Genomic DNA, 16,798 nt, shown 5'->3' with positions numbered 1-16,798 from the left:
GTCCCATCGATCGTATTTTGGGCGAAATTAACTGAGGCGCTCATGAAAAAAATACTGACTCTTGCATTCCCTTTGATCATTTCACAGCTGATATCCATGGCTTTAGTCCTTACTGATGTTTGGATGATGTCGCGAATCAGCGTGTCAGCCCTTGCGGCTGGTGGCTTAGGCGCGTCTATCTACTTTTTCATCTTCATTATTGCGAGCAGCACAGTCGGTTGTGTGGCAAACCTGATCGCTATTGCTTATGGTCAACGAGTCTCTCGCCCTGAATTTGGTAATAGCCAAATTCGGTTGGCTGTGAAAGGCGCAACCATGCTGGCGTTTGTACTTAGTGCACTCTTAATGACAAGCTTCTGGTTAGCACCTTTGGTGTTAGAAGCTGCCAAGCAACCACAGGAAGTGATTACCTTAGCGATGGAGTATGTGCACGCTCTAAAATGGGTGATGTTGCCTTCGCTTATTTTATTGGTGCTGCGCGGCTTAACCAGTGCGTTTGGTAATGTGCGCTCTATTCTAGTGATGTCTATTATCACTGTGATCTTAAATGTGCCAGTGAGCTACTTCCTCACGTTCCAGTTAGATATGGGCTTAACAGGCTTGGGCTTAGGCACGGCTATCGCGGCATTCATCGTGATGGTTGGCTACACGGTTTGGGTGTTTAAACGTGACGAATTCAAACCGTTCGCCCCTTGGCTCCATACTGAAGAGTACTCCATCAAGCTGATGAGCCCGTTGTTGTTAATGGGTTTACCTATCGCCTTAGCGGCGTTACTTGAACATGGCTTGATTTACGGCGGCACCTTGATGGCAGGCACGATCAGTATTGCCTCTCTGGCGCTTCATCAAATCCTGCTGCAATGCTTGAGCTTTACTTGGAACTTCAACTTCGGTTTCTCCCAAGCTGCGGCAATTTTGGTTGGCCGTGATTATGGCGCAGGCAACTATGAAGGTATCAAAAGAACCTCGATTCAAAGCTTTATCTTGGTGTCGGTGTTGAGTGTCGCTTTGTCTGCCGTGTTCATCATATGGCCTGAGATGATCGCTTCTATCTTCAAGCTAGACGACGGCACTGGCGCAATGACATCGCTATTGGCTTCAGTGATCTGGGTCGTCGCTCTGTGCTTTATTGTTGATGCTTGGCAACTGTTGGCGATTAACCTGCTAAGAGGGATGAAGATTGTCTCTATGCCAACGGTGATGACTGCCATCGGTTACTGGATGTTTGGCCTGCCTGCTGCTTGGTACTTGATGCCAAAATTCGAGCTAGCAGGGATCTGGGGTGGGATCGGCGTTGGCTTAGGTGTGACAGGTATTCTATTGCTCATTCATTTGATGGTCGTGCTTAATAAGAACAGCAAGGCTCCTGATGTAGGTTGTTCTGCTTATTCTTAAGCTTTTTAGTAATACGTTACTCATGATAGAAAGCCACAGATTAAAACTGTGGCTTTTGTTTATCTAAATTGACTCTCGGGGGAAGGAGTCAATATCAGGGTTAGGGGCAGTTAGTTTCTACCAGGCTACTTTCCACCAGAGAGCGCAGACTTCATCATGGTTTTGAACTGCTCTTTTTGCTCTTCAGTTAACACGTTGTAGATGTTGTTCTTAAGACGCATCTCTTGCATCACCATCGACTTCTCGGTCGCTTGAACCGTATCAATGACCTTTTCCATCTCAGCTTCATTGAATTCAGGCTGAGTCACTAAGGCGACCTGCTTTTTCTTAAGTTCTATCGCGCTATTCATATCAATCTTTGTTCGATCAGATTGATAGTCTTCAATAAGAGAGATGACTTCCGCATGTTGCTCTTCACTTAGGTTTAAAGAAGCAATAACCATTTGCAATGGGCTCACTGCTGGTTGTGGCGGTTGTTGTGGTGATGAAGCACTCACAAACGGAGCGGTAACGAGTAAAGCTGAAGCAGTTAATACACAAAGCGACTTTTTCAGTGATTTCATTGAGTTTCTCCTGTTAGTGGAAACATGAGTATAGGTGAGTAAGCTGAACTCGATATGAACATGTTGTTCAGTTTAATTTGCCGAGTTCATTGCGTTCACTTACTTGCGCTCGTCTAAGCACAGAGCGACTTAGACCTTGGTCTTACAGAAACCGAGCTAAAAGGTGACTAGAATGATTTGAGTCGCTCACCGTTATATCAAGGAATATACAAATGGAAGTTGGATTGTTCTGGGCTGAGAAGGGAATGTTAGTACTTGGTGCATTGTTTGTCTTAACGAGTGTGATGCAGTATGGAAAACGCAGTAGTGATTGGAAAGGCGTGATCACTATGTTTTATAAACGTATTCCAATGAGCGTTGCAGAGTATAAGTGGTATCGCTTGGGCATTGCATTATTGGTGTTTGCGGTGATCATTCGCTTCGCGCTGCTTATCCTATGGCCGAGCTATCAGCTGTAAACCGTCGTCATTGCGTAAGGTCATCGAAACTTAACCATCAGTATTGAGCTTTAATAAACTTCGTTGTTAAGGCTCTCACTTCATAAAATAATGCTGTTATGTTCACTAAAGATAGTTGTTATAGCCCTTGTAGCATATTGTTTTTTAGGAAAAATCACTCAAAATAATCGCTCACCTGTCCGTCTTATCATTCTTATTAATAATCGACATATAAATCTATTCACCCCGTACCTGATACCATAATGATCTGTTACACTCGTCCGAATTAGCTTTGATTTATCAGTGGTGCATTTATGTCGTTCCCAGTTCTTATATGTGATGATTCTGCGTTAGCACGGAAGCAGATGGCTCGATCACTGCCTAGTTCTCTAAATGCAGATATAACTTTTGCTGTTCATGGGCTTAATGCACTTGAAGAGTTAGCTCAAAACCAGTTCAAACTGATGTTCCTTGATCTCACCATGCCGGAATTAGATGGCTATGGCACATTGGAAGAGATGCAACGTTTAGGTGACACCACACCCGTTGTGGTTGTTTCTGGCGATATCCAACCAAAAGCGCAGCAGAAGGTCATGGACCTTGGTGCTAAAGCGTTTTTGAAAAAGCCGATTGATAAAGAAGCGTTAAAAGCGATTCTACGTGAGCATGTTGAGCCACCAAAACAGCCTCAACTTATTACGCCAGCACCGCTAGAGTTACCGATTCTGCGCCGACGTGACATCTATATGGAAGTTGCGAACGTTGCGATAGGTCGAGCAGCAGATGCATTGGCGCGTCATTTCAATGTATTCGTTCACTTACCATTGCCGAACGTAAACATCTTCGAAGTGAGCGAATTGCACATGGCACTTCGTGACTTGGCTGACAATGACCAAGTGTCGGGTGTTTGCCAAGGCTTCAGTGGGGAAGGCATTGCAGGTGAAGCGTTAGTATTGCTCAGTGACTCCAGTGTGAGCGATCTTAAAAAGCTCATGAAGGTTCCGACTGAAAGTGAAGAGTTGGAAGAATTAGAACTACTGATGGATGTGTCGAATATTCTCGTTGGCTCTTTCCTTAACGGGCTAGGGGAGCAATCCGAGGTTCGTTTCTTCCAGAGTTCGCCGGTTCTACTAGGGCAACACATCTCGATTGATTCTGTGATTGAGAATACCAGTGGCTCGTTTAAGAAAACCATGACCTTCGAAGTCAGCTACAACATCGACGGCACGTCCATCCGTTGTGACCTTCTATTTATGTTTGTTGATGAATCTCTGCCTCTTCTAGACAACAAATTGGCCTACCTAATGGAGGAGTTTTAATATGCTGAATCTTCCTGCTGAATTTGAACAGTTCCACTGGATGGTGGATATGGTTCAAAACGTCGATATGGGACTGGTGGTTATTAACCGTGATTTTCAGGTACAAGTCTGGAATGGTTTCATGACGCACCATAGCGGTAAGCAATCACATGATGCGATCGGTAAGTCGATCTTTGAATTGTTCCCTGAAATCCCAGAAGAGTGGTTCAGGCTGAAAACCAAGCCAGTTTACGATCTAGGTTGCCGTAGCTTCATTACATGGCAACAAAGGCCTTATCTGTTTAAGTGTCGTAACGTTAGGCCTGTAACTCAACAAGCCGACTTCATGTATCAGAACGTCACGCTAAACCCAATGCGCTCGCCAACAGGCCAAGTTACCTCACTGTTCCTGTCTATTCAGGATGCAACGGCAGAAGCGCTGATGTCTCAGAAAAAGGCTTAGCGTACCTTAAGGTGAAAATTGAATCGCCTTATAAGAGCACTCTGAAAACCAAATAAAAATGGCCAAGGTTAATCCCCTTGGCCATTTTTGTATCTGATTCTGTAGTAGTGATTTCAAACTAACGAAGGCGTTCTGCGTTCGTTAACTTTAGTCGAGCTGTTGTTAGGCTCTATCAACAGCGGCTTGTATCCGATGGATTTCCATAAATAAGCATATCTAACCTGCCATATTTTGTGGACTTTACCCCCGCTCATCCAAGTTTCGAACGTGTTAATCGATCTTGTCTTTGTACTTTATAAATTTCAGGGCTGATGAAAGAGGGCAGAGATCGGCACTCGAAGTGAAAAAAGTCAGAAAAAATGAAATTATTTAAGAAAAAGTGCATTTTTTGATTCAAGAAAAGTGTGATTTTTATGTGATTAAAGGGCACTTTTTTCACAAATTTGCCTTATCGAAGATTTTTTCGCCGAATTTACAAGGGAAACGTTTGCGCAATAAACCGACAGCGTTTGCGTGAATATGTTGTTAAGTTATTAATTACTATGAATTTAGTAGGAAGTGACGGGCGGGAAGCTTTTACCAGATATGGAATCTTTGAGAGGATAGCACAAAAAAAAATGAAATATCAGACTTGCTGTTAGTAAATCACAGCCTATAATGCTGAAAACCGGAGCGTCTGCCAACGCTCCGGTTTTTTTGTGTCCGAAACTCAGTAAAGCGTCTGCCAACGCTTACCGAAAACGCACGACACGTAATATGATTACAGGACAAATTATCATGCGTATCGAACAAGAACTTAAGTTAGGCTTCAAAGATGTATTATTCCGCCCAAAGCGTTCTACTCTTAAAAGTCGTTCTCAAGTTGAATTAACCCGCGAGTTTACATTCAAGCATAGCGGTCGTCAATGGTCTGGTGTACCAGTAATCGCAGCGAACATGGATTCGGTAGCAAGTTTCGAAATGGCAGCGGCTCTAGCAGAGCACGGTGTAATGACTGCAGTACACAAGCACTACACAGTAGAGCAGTGGGCTGAGTTCGCAAAAACAGCAGACAAGAAAACGCTGAACAACGTATTTGTTTCAACCGGTACATCTGAAGCTGAGTTTGAGAAAACTAAGCAAATCATGGCGCTTAGCGACGAATTCGTATTTATCTGTATTGATATCGCTAACGGCTACTCAGAGCACCTAGTTGAGTACGTGCAAAAAGTACGTGCAGAATTCCCGAACAAAGTCATCTCTGCTGGTAACGTTGTAACGGGTGACATGGTTGAAGAGCTAATCCTAGCAGGTGCTGACATCGTTAAAGTTGGTATCGGCCCAGGTTCAGTTTGTACTACACGTGTTAAAACTGGTGTAGGTTACCCTCAACTTTCTGCAATCATCGAGTGTGGTGATGCTGCTCACGGCCTTGGTGGCATGATCATCGGTGACGGTGGTTGTTCGTGTGCGGGTGACGTATCTAAAGCGTTCGGTGGTGGTGCTGATTTCGTAATGCTTGGCGGTATGCTAGCAGGTCACGAAGAGTCAGGCGGTGAAGTTGTTGAACAAGACGGTAAGCAGTTCATGAAGTTCTACGGCATGTCTTCACAGTCGGCTATGGACAAGCACTCAGGTGGTGTTGCTAAGTACCGTGCTGCAGAAGGTAAAACTGTTTTACTTCCGTTCCGTGGTTCAGTTCACAACACAATTTCTGACATCCTTGGTGGTGTACGTTCAACTTGTACATACGTAGGCGCAGCAAAGCTTAAAGAGCTAACTAAGCGTACAACTTTCATCCGTGTACAAGAGCAAGAGAACAACGTATTCGGTAAAGAGTAATCTGAACGAATTCGCATAGTTTGAAAATCAAGAGCCGCTTTTTAGCGGCTCTTTTTTGTTTATTCAGCTTTAATGCCAAAGTAACTATCTTGAAGTAAATATGGGGTACACATTGCCGGAGCTTGCATTGGTTGGTTCATAGATTGGAAATTGATCGTACGGTTTAGCGGGTCGTCTTTAGGTTTTGAGACTAATGGCATAGACCCAATATTTGTCGTGTCATCGAACAGGTTATGGTAGATGTTTGTGTAGGTACTTTTGTTATCGGATTCATAATAAAAGAATGCATCTTCTTCTGAACGTGAAAATGTAACGTTTTCTAGAGTTAGCCCGTTGATGCGTGAGTCAGCTATCTTATCTACTATGCTGGTTTTCCCATTGTCCCCAGTAGGTTCACCGATAACTGTTATATCAGCTAGTGTAACGTTCGTTAAGGTTGACCTGGATACATTCCTACTAAGCAGAGATAGCGGCGATGACGAGTGGCGGCTTACAAATGCATTCAAAAGCTCTAGGTTGTTAATACTAGAGCGAGAAATACGTGAAGAGAGTAAGTCTTTAATGGCTGCCAATTTTACCCCCACAAGATCAATTGAGACATCTGTAAGCTCTTTGTTATCAAGTGAATAAAACAGCTGGTTGAATGGTGCACCTGTGGTTTCTATGTTTATGAATTTGACGTTTCGCCAATGGTCATCGATGTCAAACAAGTGATCAAAGCTGTTTTCATTATGGATAGAAGTGTTTTTAAATGTGATGTTATTTAAATTTGCCTTGGTTAATTTATATCCTCTTTCACTTTTGAAGTTCAGGTTCGTGATGGCATGGCCATTACCATTAATTACTCCCGATAGGCTTTCAACTAAGGTCGGGGCACTTGTACAATCTAGATTATCGACAATATCGATGTACAGTGGTCTGTTTTTTTCATTGTATATGTCTACTAGCTGATCACAGCTAGTTACAGAATAGTAGCTTTGAGCAAATAGCGTTGGTGAAAAGAGTACTGGTATAGAGGCTGTTAAGAGTGGTAATAAACGTCGCACGTAAATGATTCCTTTAGTTTTTTGTGGAGCATGCGAAGTTAGTTAGTCTTTCGGATGTATGCAACATAATCATATGAATTGGGTTGTACATATCACAAATATGAATAAATTGTCGATTCAAGTGTTTGGTGTCTAATCGTAGAAGCTGAACCTGAATGAGCTAAGATACGATTAGTAATACCGAATACTAATCGTAGCTTATCAAACAGTCTGGATCAGTTTGCTAACAAGCTTTCCTTCATTCCAATTTCACAACCTACAAATGTCGATTCTGATAGCTCTACATGCAAGTAATAGCGCTCCGGTTGGTTCATCGCCTGTTGGAAAGTGCCAATGCATCTATCTAAACGTTGTGGTTTCTCGTAAGCGCTTTGTCGCCACTCGATGCGAATTCTCTGCCCCGTGTACTTTTCAACGCCACTCAGGCTATGTTGCTCACCACCGAGTTTGAAAGCGGTGACTTGATCAAATAAGAATAATTCGCTGGCTGAAGCTGTGTTGAGCGATAGTAGTGCTAATAATGCGAGTTTAATTTTCATTGGGAGTAGCTCTTTAAAATAACGTTAAGTTACGCAGTTTTAGATTTTATCTTTCACTTATGGTGTAAGATTTTAATTAGATATTAATAAATTAGAAATGTTGGATATTTAATGATGGTGATATTTTGACTTTATTAGGGGTTTAATATAAATATTGTTTCAATTTTATCAATGTTGAATTAAATTTTCTTTATTTTAATTTCAGTTATTTGGAATGTGAAAGAGATAAATAAAGGTCTATATCTATAGTTTTAACTTTAATTAACACTATCATTAGTTAATTATGGCTCACAGTGTTTTGTATATTTATTGTTTTAATTGTATTTTATTTTTATTGTATAGTTGATTGTAATCACAAATGGATTTTTTATTTTTTAACTCACGCTTTACTGGGTTGAACTTTTTATCAGGATAAAAGATATTCTCGCCAAAATATGAAGGAAGTAAATAATGAAGAATATCACCCCACTAGTAATGTTATTAATTTCAGCAAGCGCTGCGAGTGAAACCTATACTGTTAGCCCTAACACAAAGCACGGGTTCCCAACCCTGACTGAAGAACCTAATCTGTATCAAGCTCCTAGTTTTGACTTTTTCGACTTTAGTGAGGGGTATTTGGCACAGAGGGCTGAAGCAAGTGCCTTGTTACCAATAGCGCTTAGTAGCATCGATAGAGTGTGTATTAGTACTACTTTTAGTGAGATAGATAGAGTGGTGCGTTATCCGCAATCCGGTGTTTTGGTCTATACGTATGTGACAAACGCTCAAGGTAACAAAACGCACAACACCACTATCGGTGACAGAATACCGTTGGCAGAATTATCGCAGCATTGTTTGGACGAATCATCATGGGTTTATGATAATTGGTTGGCAGACAAACGTATCGACTTTACCCCTTATAGCTCAGCGTTCGCATTGATTGAAAATGTCGATGTCGTGGTTGAAGGAGACTTATCTTTGTCTCAAGATCCTGTCGAGTTTGTTGAGCAGTATTTTGATTTCATCACAAAGGTCGGTTTTAACCAGTCTGCAAGTTTCTATCATATGGATGCCATTAGAGAACTCAAATCAATCATTATGGAAGGCCTTCAAAATGGAAATCAAAACGTTCTTGATATCGTGAATATTGCCTTTGGTACCGGAGCTGCTAGAGAAGACATCGCGGTTATGGATGATAAAGTCTTTATGAATACTTTCCTAAATATTCGCAAGATTGCTCAAGGCTCCAATATTGCTAAATTATCTTCCTTCAGTGTAATTAATGACTTTGATTACCAAGGTCAAAAGTATATTACGGTCGAGAAAAAAGAGCAGTTAGGCGACCGAATCACTACTCAATATGAAATTATTACACTTAAGAGTGAAGGTGAATATTGGATGCTCAATATGTCTGGTGACATAAAAGATCTTCTTGGTATGTAAGTGCTTTGCTTTTAAATTCGTGAATTAAAAAAAACACTAATATATAAAGGAAAGTAACAATGAATGCTCGAGTATTATTGACGTCTTTATTTCATTTATTTCACTACAAGCTGCGGCTTATGACGTGTCATATATCGCTCGACAGATTCAATGTGGTTAACTGATGGCACATTTAAGAGTTCGTATTGCTCCACGTCTACGTCACGGTTGCTGATTGACTTTGTTTCTGAGAATTAGATACGCGGTAAGATGAGAGACCGATATTTAACGGGTTTTGGAGAGATTAACTTTGTGGCGAGACCTCAATAGTAAGCCGATTCAGCGTATATGAATTGAACAAAAAAGAGCGGCACGTTAGGCGCTCTTTTTTGTTTGAGTGGTACTTTTGGAATTGGAGGTTACGTAGGGCCTCGTCATTTGCGCTTAGTGATGTTGTTGAGCTCAGTTATTTTGCATAGTTTGAAGGAAACAGCGCTCGCTTCGCTTCTTCATCACGTTCGGTTTTAAACTCAATGTCTTTACCAATCTCGCGGGCACGCAGTGCGGCAGGGCGAGTGTTGATTGCGTTAAACCAACGTTTCAAGTTCGGGTAAGGTTTTAGGCCTTCTTCACCAAGCACGACAGGTGCTTTATCAATCCAACCCCATGCCGCGACATCAACAATGGTGTACTCATTTCCTACGATAAATTCACGACCTTCCATATGCTTTTCTAGCACTTCGTAGTGACGCTGTGCTTCGCGTAGGTAGCGGTTCACAGCGTAATCTAGGCCTGCTGGTGCGGCATGGCGGAAGTGAACCGATTGGCCAGAGTATGGGCCAAGGCCACTCGCAATAAACATCATCCAAGAGAGCAGTTCAGCTCTGTCTTCTGGCTGACCACCAAGTTTGCCTGTTTTCTCTGAGAGATACAGAAGGATAGCGTTCGAATCGAACACGCGTTGTCCTTCATCTTCGATCGCAGGTGTTTTTCCATTTGGGTTTATTAAGCGATATTCCGGCGTGTGTTGCTCACCTTTTAAGGTATCAACTGGAACGAGTTCAAAATCTAGGCCTGTTTCCTCTAGAAACAAAGCGATCTTCATTGGGTTTGGGGTTTGGTGAAAATAGAACTTAAGCATGGGGTAACTCCTTGTATTGGTAATTCATTAAAGCATTACTTGAACGATCGTTCAATAATTGATTTTAAATTATTTGAAAGTTTGTTGGTTCGTATCCCAAGTCTATGTGTTTAAAACTTCACTATTTGAGCGAGGATGAACATCGCACGATTCAGTTTGTTGAGTTTTAAGTTGTTGAGAAAAGTGGCTTAAAGCTGCTTCTTTGATACGTTGTTTTATGTGGAGTTCGGATTTGTTATGAGTGGTTTATGGTGAATAGGGCGTATGAAATCCGCAGTCAGATATTCCAATAAAAACGTTGAGCACTGGTTCAAACCAGAATTATCTGGATGCGCTGGCTTATTGGTAAGTTCAAAATCGTGATCTGCTGCCACACCTTATGCAACAAATGAATATTAACCTTAGAGATTCTGGTGTGGTTCACAGTTTTTTAATTTTAGGGACTTACATTGGGGAACAAATCTGATGTGAACACTTATCTACACAGGATACCCTCATGAAAAAGAACATTATCGCCCTCGCTCTTGGCGGCATGTTGGCCTTTGGCACAGCCCCATTTTCTTTTGCTGCTAACGATGGCGCAGTTCAAGCTTCTGCGGATTACGCGCAGCTAGTGACGAAGCGAATTGCTTCTTGATGCGCTACAGGCGTTTAAGTCTCCGGCGAGAATTTCTCACGCCGGTTTCACGGCAAAAATGCCAAGTAACATGGAAATTGTGACTAACCGACTGCTAGAAGCATACCAGCTAGAACCTTACCGTACCGACTTGCTGATCTCGGCTGCGAATGCTCAGATCTACAACAAGAACGCAGAGCGCGCGATTGAGCTGTTTGAACAAGCGCTGACGGTTGCACCAGACGATGTTGACCTTCACGCTTACCTTGCGGTTTGGCAGCGTTTTGAAGGCAATGAAAGTGAATCCAACAAGCACATGGAGAAGCTAGAAAGCCTAAACAAAGGTAAGGCAGAAGATATTAAACGTATTTTTGCTACGGTCGATCGCGTGTTAGAAACACCGCTTAAAGAATCTGCGGGCAAAGGTTTACTGGATGATCACGGCGCTATCGTTACTCTAGGTTATGCGCTGAATCCAGACGGCTCAATGCATCAGATCTTGATTGAGCGTCTTGAGACAACTCTAGCTATGGCTAAAGCGAATCCGGATGCGATGATCGTGTTAACGGGTGGCGTGCCGAAGAACCACAAGACTGAAGGTAAGTTGATGGCGGACTGGCTTATCGAGAAAGGAGTAAGCAAAGATCGCATCATTGAAGAAAACTATGCGACTAGCACGGTTGGCAATGCCTTATTCAGTAGTTATGCGTTAGCTCGCCACAACATTAAACACGCGACGATTATTAGCTCGGCAAGCCACGTTCGCCGTGGTCAAACTCTATTTGAAGTGGCAAGCTGGCAAACTGGACCTCAGGGCATTACTTTCGATACGGTTTCTTACCCTGATAAGCCACTTTCAGAACTTAAGAAAGCAAGTGATGGTGAGCTACTAGGTATCTACCGTGATGCCCTTAGAACTTATGGGATGTGGAGTTACCGCTCTTACCCGTTAGAGTCTCGCTAGGTTTAGCGTTACTTCACAGTAGGCAAAGTATAAGTTGCTAGTACAATCGAGCACAGCTAGATGGTATGCTGTACTCCTATTTTATTTAGTGTTTCAAAGGTAAAAAGATGAACCCGATTCTAGCAATGTTGAAAGAGAACAATATTAGCGACGCGCAAATCAGCGAGCTATTCCAAACGTTGACTGAAAACCCTCTTGCAGCAATGGCGACGATCAGCCAACTTGGTTTACCACAAGACAAGCTTCAAATGCTTATGGGCCAGGTAATGCAAAACCCTGCGCTAATCAAAGAAGCCGTTGAAGAGCTTGGCTTAGATTTCTCTAAGGTTGAAGCCGCTAAAGAGCAACTTCAAAAGTAATTGAGTGTAGAAGGCAATTTAGTTGATGAGCGATCACCAGTTAGGTTAACAGCTCTTAGCCATGCCAATCAGACTTGAGTTAAAAAGCCGTTTGAGTAGCAATACTTAAACGGCTTTTTTGATCCTTCATAGAAACAGGGTAAGCAGGGGAGACGACAAAAAACACTAGCCCGATGTGACTCCCTCGCTTAAATCATGTAATTTCGTTTTAACACTCATGTTTCAATAAACTGAATTCTGGCGTTGCTCATGAAATCTAGCTTAAGCATTCGATCTTACACCAAGCAATTTAATACCCATGCTCATGATGATCATCATCAATTGGTGTTGCCGATCCAAGGCAGTATCAATATCGAGATGGTGGGGTATGTCGGCAAGGTGGCTGTGGGCGAATGTGTGGTGATTCCGGTAACCACAGCGCATGCGTTTAAGGCGGATGAAGCAGCACGGTTTATTGTTGCGGATATGATGGAGTTACCGCAGCACTTGTTAGAGCATGAGCTCTCGGTGTTTACTATCACGCCACCTTTAATGAGCTTCTTGCTGTTCGTTGAAAAGCAGTTGGAATATCAAGTCGATAGTGGCATTGAATCATCCATCTTGGATGTGTTTTCACTGTTGTTCGAGCAACAACAAGTGAGTAAAAGCATCGACCCTCGTATTCGAGCTGTCCAAAGGCTCATTGCGGATAATTACGCCCTGCCTCTCTCTATTTCTCAACTTGCAGAAACGGCTTGCTTGAGTCCCACTCAATTCAAGAAGCGCTTTAAAGAGTGTATTGGAATCAGTGCGCTTAAGTACATCACTCGCTATCGTATGGAGAAAGCACAAGCCTTGCTAAGCCATACCGATTTACCGGTTCAATTGGTCGCAGAAAATGTGGGTTATAGCGACCTGTCTGCATTCAGTCGACGCTTCTCTCGGCACTTTGGGATGTCTCCAAGGGCGTTTTTAGGTTCGATGAAAGAGAGTCTTCCAAAACAAGAATAGCGTCCTTTTAGCAAACTAAATCTAGCATATGTTCACTATTATCTATTTCAGAAATGAAAATAGACTAGGTAATAGCAATGAATCTTGCCATCAATCGCGTTAGCGAATTCCAAACGGGCACTTTAGCCATCGTGTTTGCTTCTGTTTTATGGGGTACGACAGGTACAGCCGCAAGCTTTGCGCCTGATCTCAGCCCGCTAGCGATTGGCGCGTTTTCAATGGGCGTTGGTGGCTTAATGCAATCGTGCTTGGCGTATCGAAAGATCTTATCTTCACTTGATAAGCTTTTGCTCAACAAAAAGCTGTTAGCTGCGAGTGCATTGGCTTTGGCGATCTATCCTTTGGCTTTCTATTCTTCGATGAAATTATCGGGTGTCGCGATGGGAACGGTGGTGTCGATAGCTACTGCTCCGTTCTTTTCTGCACTTTTAGAGTGTCTTATTAGCAAAGATAATCATATTAATAAACGTTGGCTAACGAGCTTTGCCATTGGCGTGGTTGGCATTGGATTATTGGTATTTTCTGAGTCGTCAGTGGGGAGCGAACCTAATGATGACCTGAAGCTTTTAGGTATTGGTTTAGGTTTGGTTGCTGGTCTCTGTTATGCCATTTATTCGTGGGCGACAAAAGCTCTGATAGACCAGGGCATCAAGTCGCAAGCGGCGATGGGCAGCATATTTGGTTTAGGTGCAATGTTGTTATTACCAACGTTGTGGTTCACTGGTGACAATCTATTCGCTTCAAGTACTAATATATTCGTGGTGAGTTACTTGGTGTTACTTCCTCAATGTTTGGGTTATATCGCATTCAGTTTCGGGTTACGACATGTCACCGCAAGTAGTGCGAATTTGATTACTTTGCTTGAGCCAGTGGTTGCCGCCGTATTGGCTGTTTGGATTGTGGGGGAGCGTATACCTTTGGTCGGTTGGATAGGTATATTGTTGATTGTCATGTGTTTATTTATTCAATCACAACCAAATAATCAGCGAAACTAAGTGCTTGTTAACAAAGTTAAATTGAATTTTATTCATGCTTGTATCTTATAAATGAATAAAATGAGTATCTCAGTTGCGAGAGTGCTGTTACTATCGTTATCAATAGTCGGGGGGCATATACCTTAGTTGGTGTTTGCTGAGATCGTTATTCGAGACCCGTTGAACCTGATTCAGTTAACACTGGCGTAGGGAACTATGATTACTTTGCCTACGTGGTTCAACAATGATCTCTCATTGGTTTCACCTCCACACTCTCTTTGCGGCCAAAGTTCGGTTCTCTTACGTCTTTTAGACAGTAGGAGCGACAATGACACAGCTTTCCAATTCTCAAGTATCACCTAGCAGCACTCAAACACCAGAAAACCCATCTTCTTCGATCAATACTCCGATTGTCTTGACCATTGCGGGTTCTGACAGTGGCGGCGGCGCGGGCATTCAAGCTGATATTAAAGCCATGTCTGCAACGGGTAGTTTCGCTTGTTCGGTAATTACCGCTATTACATCTCAGAACACCCAAGGCGTGTCAGCCATTTTCCCAATCCCACTTGAGCATGTCGCTAGTCAGTTAGATGCAGTGTTTACCGATTTGAATATCGTGGCAGTAAAAGTCGGTATGCTGGCGGATTCGCAAATCATCAAAGTCGTCGCGGACAAAATCAAACAATACCAACCTAAACACTTAGTGATCGACCCTGTAATGGTCGCGACAAGTGGCGACCTTCTCCTAGAAAATTCGGCTATCACCACTCTAAAACAAGAGCTGATTCCACTCGCAGACATCATTACCCCTAACTTGCCAGAAGGCGCTGCACTTACAGGTAAAGCTGTACCTGAAAGCGAAGCGGAAATGCAGGATATGATTGAAGACCTGCGCGCTTTAGGTGCTAAAGCAGTCCTGCTTAAAGGCGGTCACTTGGAGAAAGATGAAAACAGTAATGATTTACTGATTCTACCAACCACATCTGCTCTGATTAGCGCGAAGCGTTTTCCTACCAAAAACACCCATGGAACGGGCTGCACGCTCTCTTCTGCTATTGCTTCTTTCTTGGCTCAAGACAACACGCTTCCAGAGGCTGTCGACCTAGGTAAACAATACATTTCACGCGCGATTGCCCATGCTGACGAATTGAAAGTCGGTCAAGGTCATGGCCCGGTAAATCACTTTTTCGCTGGGCACGGTAATGTCCGTTAATACGGTTGGTGTTCAACTTAGCAATGCGACGCTGCGTTACCGAGATAGCGAGCGCGCGACCCTGTCGGGACTGTCACTTAATCTAAGCGCGGGTAAGTGGACAGTGCTGCTTGGGCGAAGCGGTTGTGGGAAAACCACGGTATTGCGTTACTTGGCAGGTTTGTTGGGCGACAAGGTGGAATGGCAGGGCGTATTGGCAACGTCTGATGAACTGCCTCTAACCGATCGCATTGCCTATATGGCACAGCAAGATTTGTTATTGCCATGGTTGTCGGTTATCGACAACGTGTGTCTGAGCCATCGCTTTCAAAATTCGGCAGATAAGCATCAAAGCCAAGCATCCAATAAACAAGCTCAAACTAACCAAGCATTGGAGTTACTAGATTCGGTTGGTCTGGCAGATTACGCAGATGCTATGCCGGATCAGTTGTCTGGTGGTATGCGCCAACGTGTTGCTTTGGCTCGAACCTTAATGCAAGACAAGCCAGTCGTGCTGATGGACGAACCATTCTCTGCGTTGGATGCGGTAACAAGACACAAGTTACAGAGCTTAGCGTGTGAACTGTTAAGAGATAAAACCGTTGTGTTGATTACTCATGATCCACAAGAAGCGGTGCGTTTGGCGGATAACTTGTATGTGCTGCAAGGCTCGCCTGCGAGTGCTCACTCTTTACCTGTTCCTCACACCTCAACGCCACGAGTACTCGATGGTGAGTGTGCCGAGTTGCAACAGGCGATCTTGGATCAGTTGGAGCGTGATTATGAATGATTTAACGCGAAGTGAAGCTGTGACTCAGTCAACGAACGTGCAGTCTAGCACTGAACGTTCAAGTCAGATGAATCCCGTTATGCGTTTGCTTATCAGCAGTGTTGTGATTCTTGGCTTATGGCAACTTGTGGTCGTTGTTTTCGAAATGCCGAGCTTCATTCTTCCGGCTCCCGCAGAAGTCTTCCTCAAGCTGATTGAACGCTACGATGTGTTACTCAAACACACTTGGGTGACCGCACAAGAGATCTTACTTGGGCTATTACTAGGTTTGTCTATGGGGCTGTTTTTCGCCTTGCAGATGTTGATGTTTGATCCGTTGAAACGTTGGCTGTTGCCTATCTTGATTGCTAGCCAAGCGATCCCTGTATTTGCGATCGCGCCAGTACTGATGCTGTGGCTTGGCTATGGCATCGCCTCAAAGGTAGTGATGGCAGCAATCATCATCTTCTTCCCTGTAACTACCTGTTGCTATGACGGCCTACGTAATACACCTACAGGTTATCTTGACCTTGCCAAGACGATGGGCGCATCAAAATGGCAACTGCTACGCCACATTCAACTGCCTGCTGCACTGCCAACATTGGCGTCAGGCATTCGTGTCGCAGTGGTTATTGCACCAATTGGCGCGGTTGTTGGTGAGTGGGTGGGTTCGAGTGAAGGGCTAGGCTACCTAATGCTGCAAGCCAATGCGCGCATGATCATTGATGAGATGTTCGCTGCCTTGTTTATCTTGGCGGTGCTCTCTATCTCGCTCTACTTCGTTACAGACAAACTACTCAAAAAAGCTATCCCTTGGGAGAACCAGTGAT

16 protein-coding genes, 1 pseudogene and 1 riboswitch are annotated in these 16,798 nt (G+C 43.4%); of the genes and pseudogenes, 13 read left to right on the top strand and 4 right to left on the bottom strand.

What is annotated here, in order from left to right:
* The first annotated feature begins 42 nt into the window (after positions 1-42).
* The gene (locus tag OH460_RS19085; protein WP_269999162.1) at positions 43-1,395 is read left to right on the top strand and encodes an MATE family efflux transporter; all 1,353 of its coding nucleotides are present in this window, start codon (positions 43-45) and stop codon (positions 1,393-1,395) included.
* A gap of 125 nt (positions 1,396-1,520) precedes the next feature.
* Here the strand turns inward: OH460_RS19085 and OH460_RS19080 are convergent, their stop codons facing one another.
* The gene (locus OH460_RS19080; RefSeq protein ID WP_116871366.1) at positions 1,521-1,958 is read right to left on the bottom strand and encodes a Spy/CpxP family protein refolding chaperone; all 438 of its coding nucleotides are present in this window, start codon (positions 1,956-1,958) and stop codon (positions 1,521-1,523) included.
* A 212-nt stretch (positions 1,959-2,170) separates the two neighbouring features.
* On the opposite strand from OH460_RS19080, the gene OH460_RS19075 reads away from it, so the two are divergent.
* From OH460_RS19075 to OH460_RS19060, 4 genes are all read left to right on the top strand, one after another.
* A complete protein-coding gene (locus OH460_RS19075) occupies positions 2,171-2,416 on the top strand; it encodes a hypothetical protein (protein WP_102424407.1) in 246 nt (81 codons plus the stop codon).
* A 293-nt stretch (positions 2,417-2,709) separates the two neighbouring features.
* Positions 2,710-3,714, top strand: coding sequence for a response regulator (locus OH460_RS19070; protein WP_032498090.1), 1,005 nt, complete (start codon positions 2,710-2,712; stop codon positions 3,712-3,714).
* Position 3,715: 1 nt separating this feature from the next.
* On the top strand, positions 3,716-4,156 hold the full coding sequence (locus tag OH460_RS19065; protein WP_017062430.1) for a PAS domain-containing protein: 441 nt from the start codon (positions 3,716-3,718) through the stop codon (positions 4,154-4,156).
* 777 nt (positions 4,157-4,933) lie between these two features.
* On the top strand, positions 4,934-5,977 hold the full coding sequence (locus tag OH460_RS19060; RefSeq protein ID WP_061032294.1) for a GMP reductase: 1,044 nt from the start codon (positions 4,934-4,936) through the stop codon (positions 5,975-5,977).
* Between the two features lie 59 nt (positions 5,978-6,036).
* Here OH460_RS19060 and OH460_RS19055 read toward each other — a convergent pair whose 3' ends face one another.
* Together OH460_RS19055 and OH460_RS19050 are read right to left on the bottom strand one after the other, a co-directional pair.
* Positions 6,037-7,023: a hypothetical protein gene (locus OH460_RS19055; protein ID WP_171731425.1), complete on the bottom strand. Its 987-nt coding sequence runs from the start codon at positions 7,021-7,023 to the stop codon at positions 6,037-6,039.
* A 215-nt stretch (positions 7,024-7,238) separates the two neighbouring features.
* Positions 7,239-7,562: a hypothetical protein gene (locus OH460_RS19050; protein WP_171731426.1), complete on the bottom strand. Its 324-nt coding sequence runs from the start codon at positions 7,560-7,562 to the stop codon at positions 7,239-7,241.
* A gap of 450 nt (positions 7,563-8,012) precedes the next feature.
* Here OH460_RS19050 and OH460_RS19045 point away from each other — a divergent pair, with 450 nt between their 5' ends.
* Positions 8,013-8,984, top strand: a complete 972-nt coding sequence (locus OH460_RS19045) for a hypothetical protein (RefSeq protein WP_269999161.1) — start codon at positions 8,013-8,015, stop codon at positions 8,982-8,984.
* A 445-nt stretch (positions 8,985-9,429) separates the two neighbouring features.
* Here the strand turns inward: OH460_RS19045 and OH460_RS19040 are convergent, their stop codons facing one another.
* Complete coding sequence (locus OH460_RS19040; RefSeq protein WP_269999160.1) at positions 9,430-10,104, bottom strand: glutathione S-transferase family protein; 675 nt, start codon at positions 10,102-10,104, stop codon at positions 9,430-9,432.
* 496 nt (positions 10,105-10,600) lie between these two features.
* Between OH460_RS19040 and OH460_RS19035 the strand changes: the two are divergent.
* The 7 genes and pseudogenes from OH460_RS19035 (at position 10,601) to OH460_RS19005 (ending at position 16,797) form a co-directional block, all read left to right on the top strand.
* Positions 10,601-11,684, top strand: a pseudogene (locus OH460_RS19035) (ElyC/SanA/YdcF family protein).
* Positions 11,685-11,791: 107 nt separating this feature from the next.
* On the top strand, positions 11,792-12,043 hold the full coding sequence (locus tag OH460_RS19030; RefSeq protein ID WP_004738856.1) for a DUF2999 family protein: 252 nt from the start codon (positions 11,792-11,794) through the stop codon (positions 12,041-12,043).
* A 249-nt stretch (positions 12,044-12,292) separates the two neighbouring features.
* Positions 12,293-13,033: an AraC family transcriptional regulator gene (locus OH460_RS19025; RefSeq protein ID WP_269999159.1), complete on the top strand. Its 741-nt coding sequence runs from the start codon at positions 12,293-12,295 to the stop codon at positions 13,031-13,033.
* 77 nt (positions 13,034-13,110) lie between these two features.
* Positions 13,111-14,028 carry a DMT family transporter gene (locus tag OH460_RS19020; protein ID WP_269999158.1) on the top strand — a complete coding sequence of 306 codons (918 nt, stop codon included), beginning with the start codon at positions 13,111-13,113 and terminating at the stop codon, positions 14,026-14,028.
* A gap of 97 nt (positions 14,029-14,125) precedes the next feature.
* Positions 14,126-14,237, top strand: a riboswitch (TPP riboswitch).
* A gap of 98 nt (positions 14,238-14,335) precedes the next feature.
* Positions 14,336-15,220, top strand: a complete 885-nt coding sequence (gene thiD, locus OH460_RS19015; RefSeq protein WP_269999157.1) for a bifunctional hydroxymethylpyrimidine kinase/phosphomethylpyrimidine kinase — start codon at positions 14,336-14,338, stop codon at positions 15,218-15,220.
* Entirely contained in the window at positions 15,210-15,989 is a 780-nt protein-coding gene (locus tag OH460_RS19010) for an ABC transporter ATP-binding protein (RefSeq protein ID WP_269999156.1), read from the top strand. Before thiD ends, OH460_RS19010 begins: the two co-directional genes overlap by 11 nt.
* Positions 15,982-16,797 carry an ABC transporter permease gene (locus OH460_RS19005; RefSeq protein ID WP_269999155.1) on the top strand — a complete coding sequence of 272 codons (816 nt, stop codon included), beginning with the start codon at positions 15,982-15,984 and terminating at the stop codon, positions 16,795-16,797. The genes OH460_RS19010 and OH460_RS19005 overlap by 8 nt, the downstream gene beginning before the upstream one ends.
* Position 16,798: the final 1 nt, after the last annotated feature.

The organism is Vibrio sp. Makdt, from assembly GCF_027587015.1.
Classification (GTDB): Bacteria; Pseudomonadota; Gammaproteobacteria; order Enterobacterales; family Vibrionaceae; genus Vibrio; species Vibrio chagasii_B.
Note: the sequence above shows the minus strand (reverse complement) of the source record. Positions and strands in the feature narration are given on the sequence as shown.

Coding starts and splice junctions, on each gene's coding strand:
- OH460_RS19085 (WP_269999162.1), top strand. CDS start 43: ATGAAAAAAATACTGACTCTTGCATTCCCTTTGATCATTTCACAGCTG.
- OH460_RS19080 (WP_116871366.1), bottom strand. CDS start 1,958: ATGAAATCACTGAAAAAGTCGCTTTGTGTATTAACTGCTTCAGCTTTA.
- OH460_RS19075 (WP_102424407.1), top strand. CDS start 2,171: ATGGAAGTTGGATTGTTCTGGGCTGAGAAGGGAATGTTAGTACTTGGT.
- OH460_RS19070 (WP_032498090.1), top strand. CDS start 2,710: ATGTCGTTCCCAGTTCTTATATGTGATGATTCTGCGTTAGCACGGAAG.
- OH460_RS19065 (WP_017062430.1), top strand. CDS start 3,716: ATGCTGAATCTTCCTGCTGAATTTGAACAGTTCCACTGGATGGTGGAT.
- OH460_RS19060 (WP_061032294.1), top strand. CDS start 4,934: ATGCGTATCGAACAAGAACTTAAGTTAGGCTTCAAAGATGTATTATTC.
- OH460_RS19050 (WP_171731426.1), bottom strand. CDS start 7,562: ATGAAAATTAAACTCGCATTATTAGCACTACTATCGCTCAACACAGCT.
- OH460_RS19045 (WP_269999161.1), top strand. CDS start 8,013: ATGAAGAATATCACCCCACTAGTAATGTTATTAATTTCAGCAAGCGCT.
- OH460_RS19040 (WP_269999160.1), bottom strand. CDS start 10,104: ATGCTTAAGTTCTATTTTCACCAAACCCCAAACCCAATGAAGATCGCT.
- OH460_RS19030 (WP_004738856.1), top strand. CDS start 11,792: ATGAACCCGATTCTAGCAATGTTGAAAGAGAACAATATTAGCGACGCG.
- OH460_RS19025 (WP_269999159.1), top strand. CDS start 12,293: ATGAAATCTAGCTTAAGCATTCGATCTTACACCAAGCAATTTAATACC.
- OH460_RS19020 (WP_269999158.1), top strand. CDS start 13,111: ATGAATCTTGCCATCAATCGCGTTAGCGAATTCCAAACGGGCACTTTA.
- thiD (WP_269999157.1), top strand. CDS start 14,336: ATGACACAGCTTTCCAATTCTCAAGTATCACCTAGCAGCACTCAAACA.
- OH460_RS19010 (WP_269999156.1), top strand. CDS start 15,210: ATGTCCGTTAATACGGTTGGTGTTCAACTTAGCAATGCGACGCTGCGT.
- OH460_RS19005 (WP_269999155.1), top strand. CDS start 15,982: ATGAATGATTTAACGCGAAGTGAAGCTGTGACTCAGTCAACGAACGTG.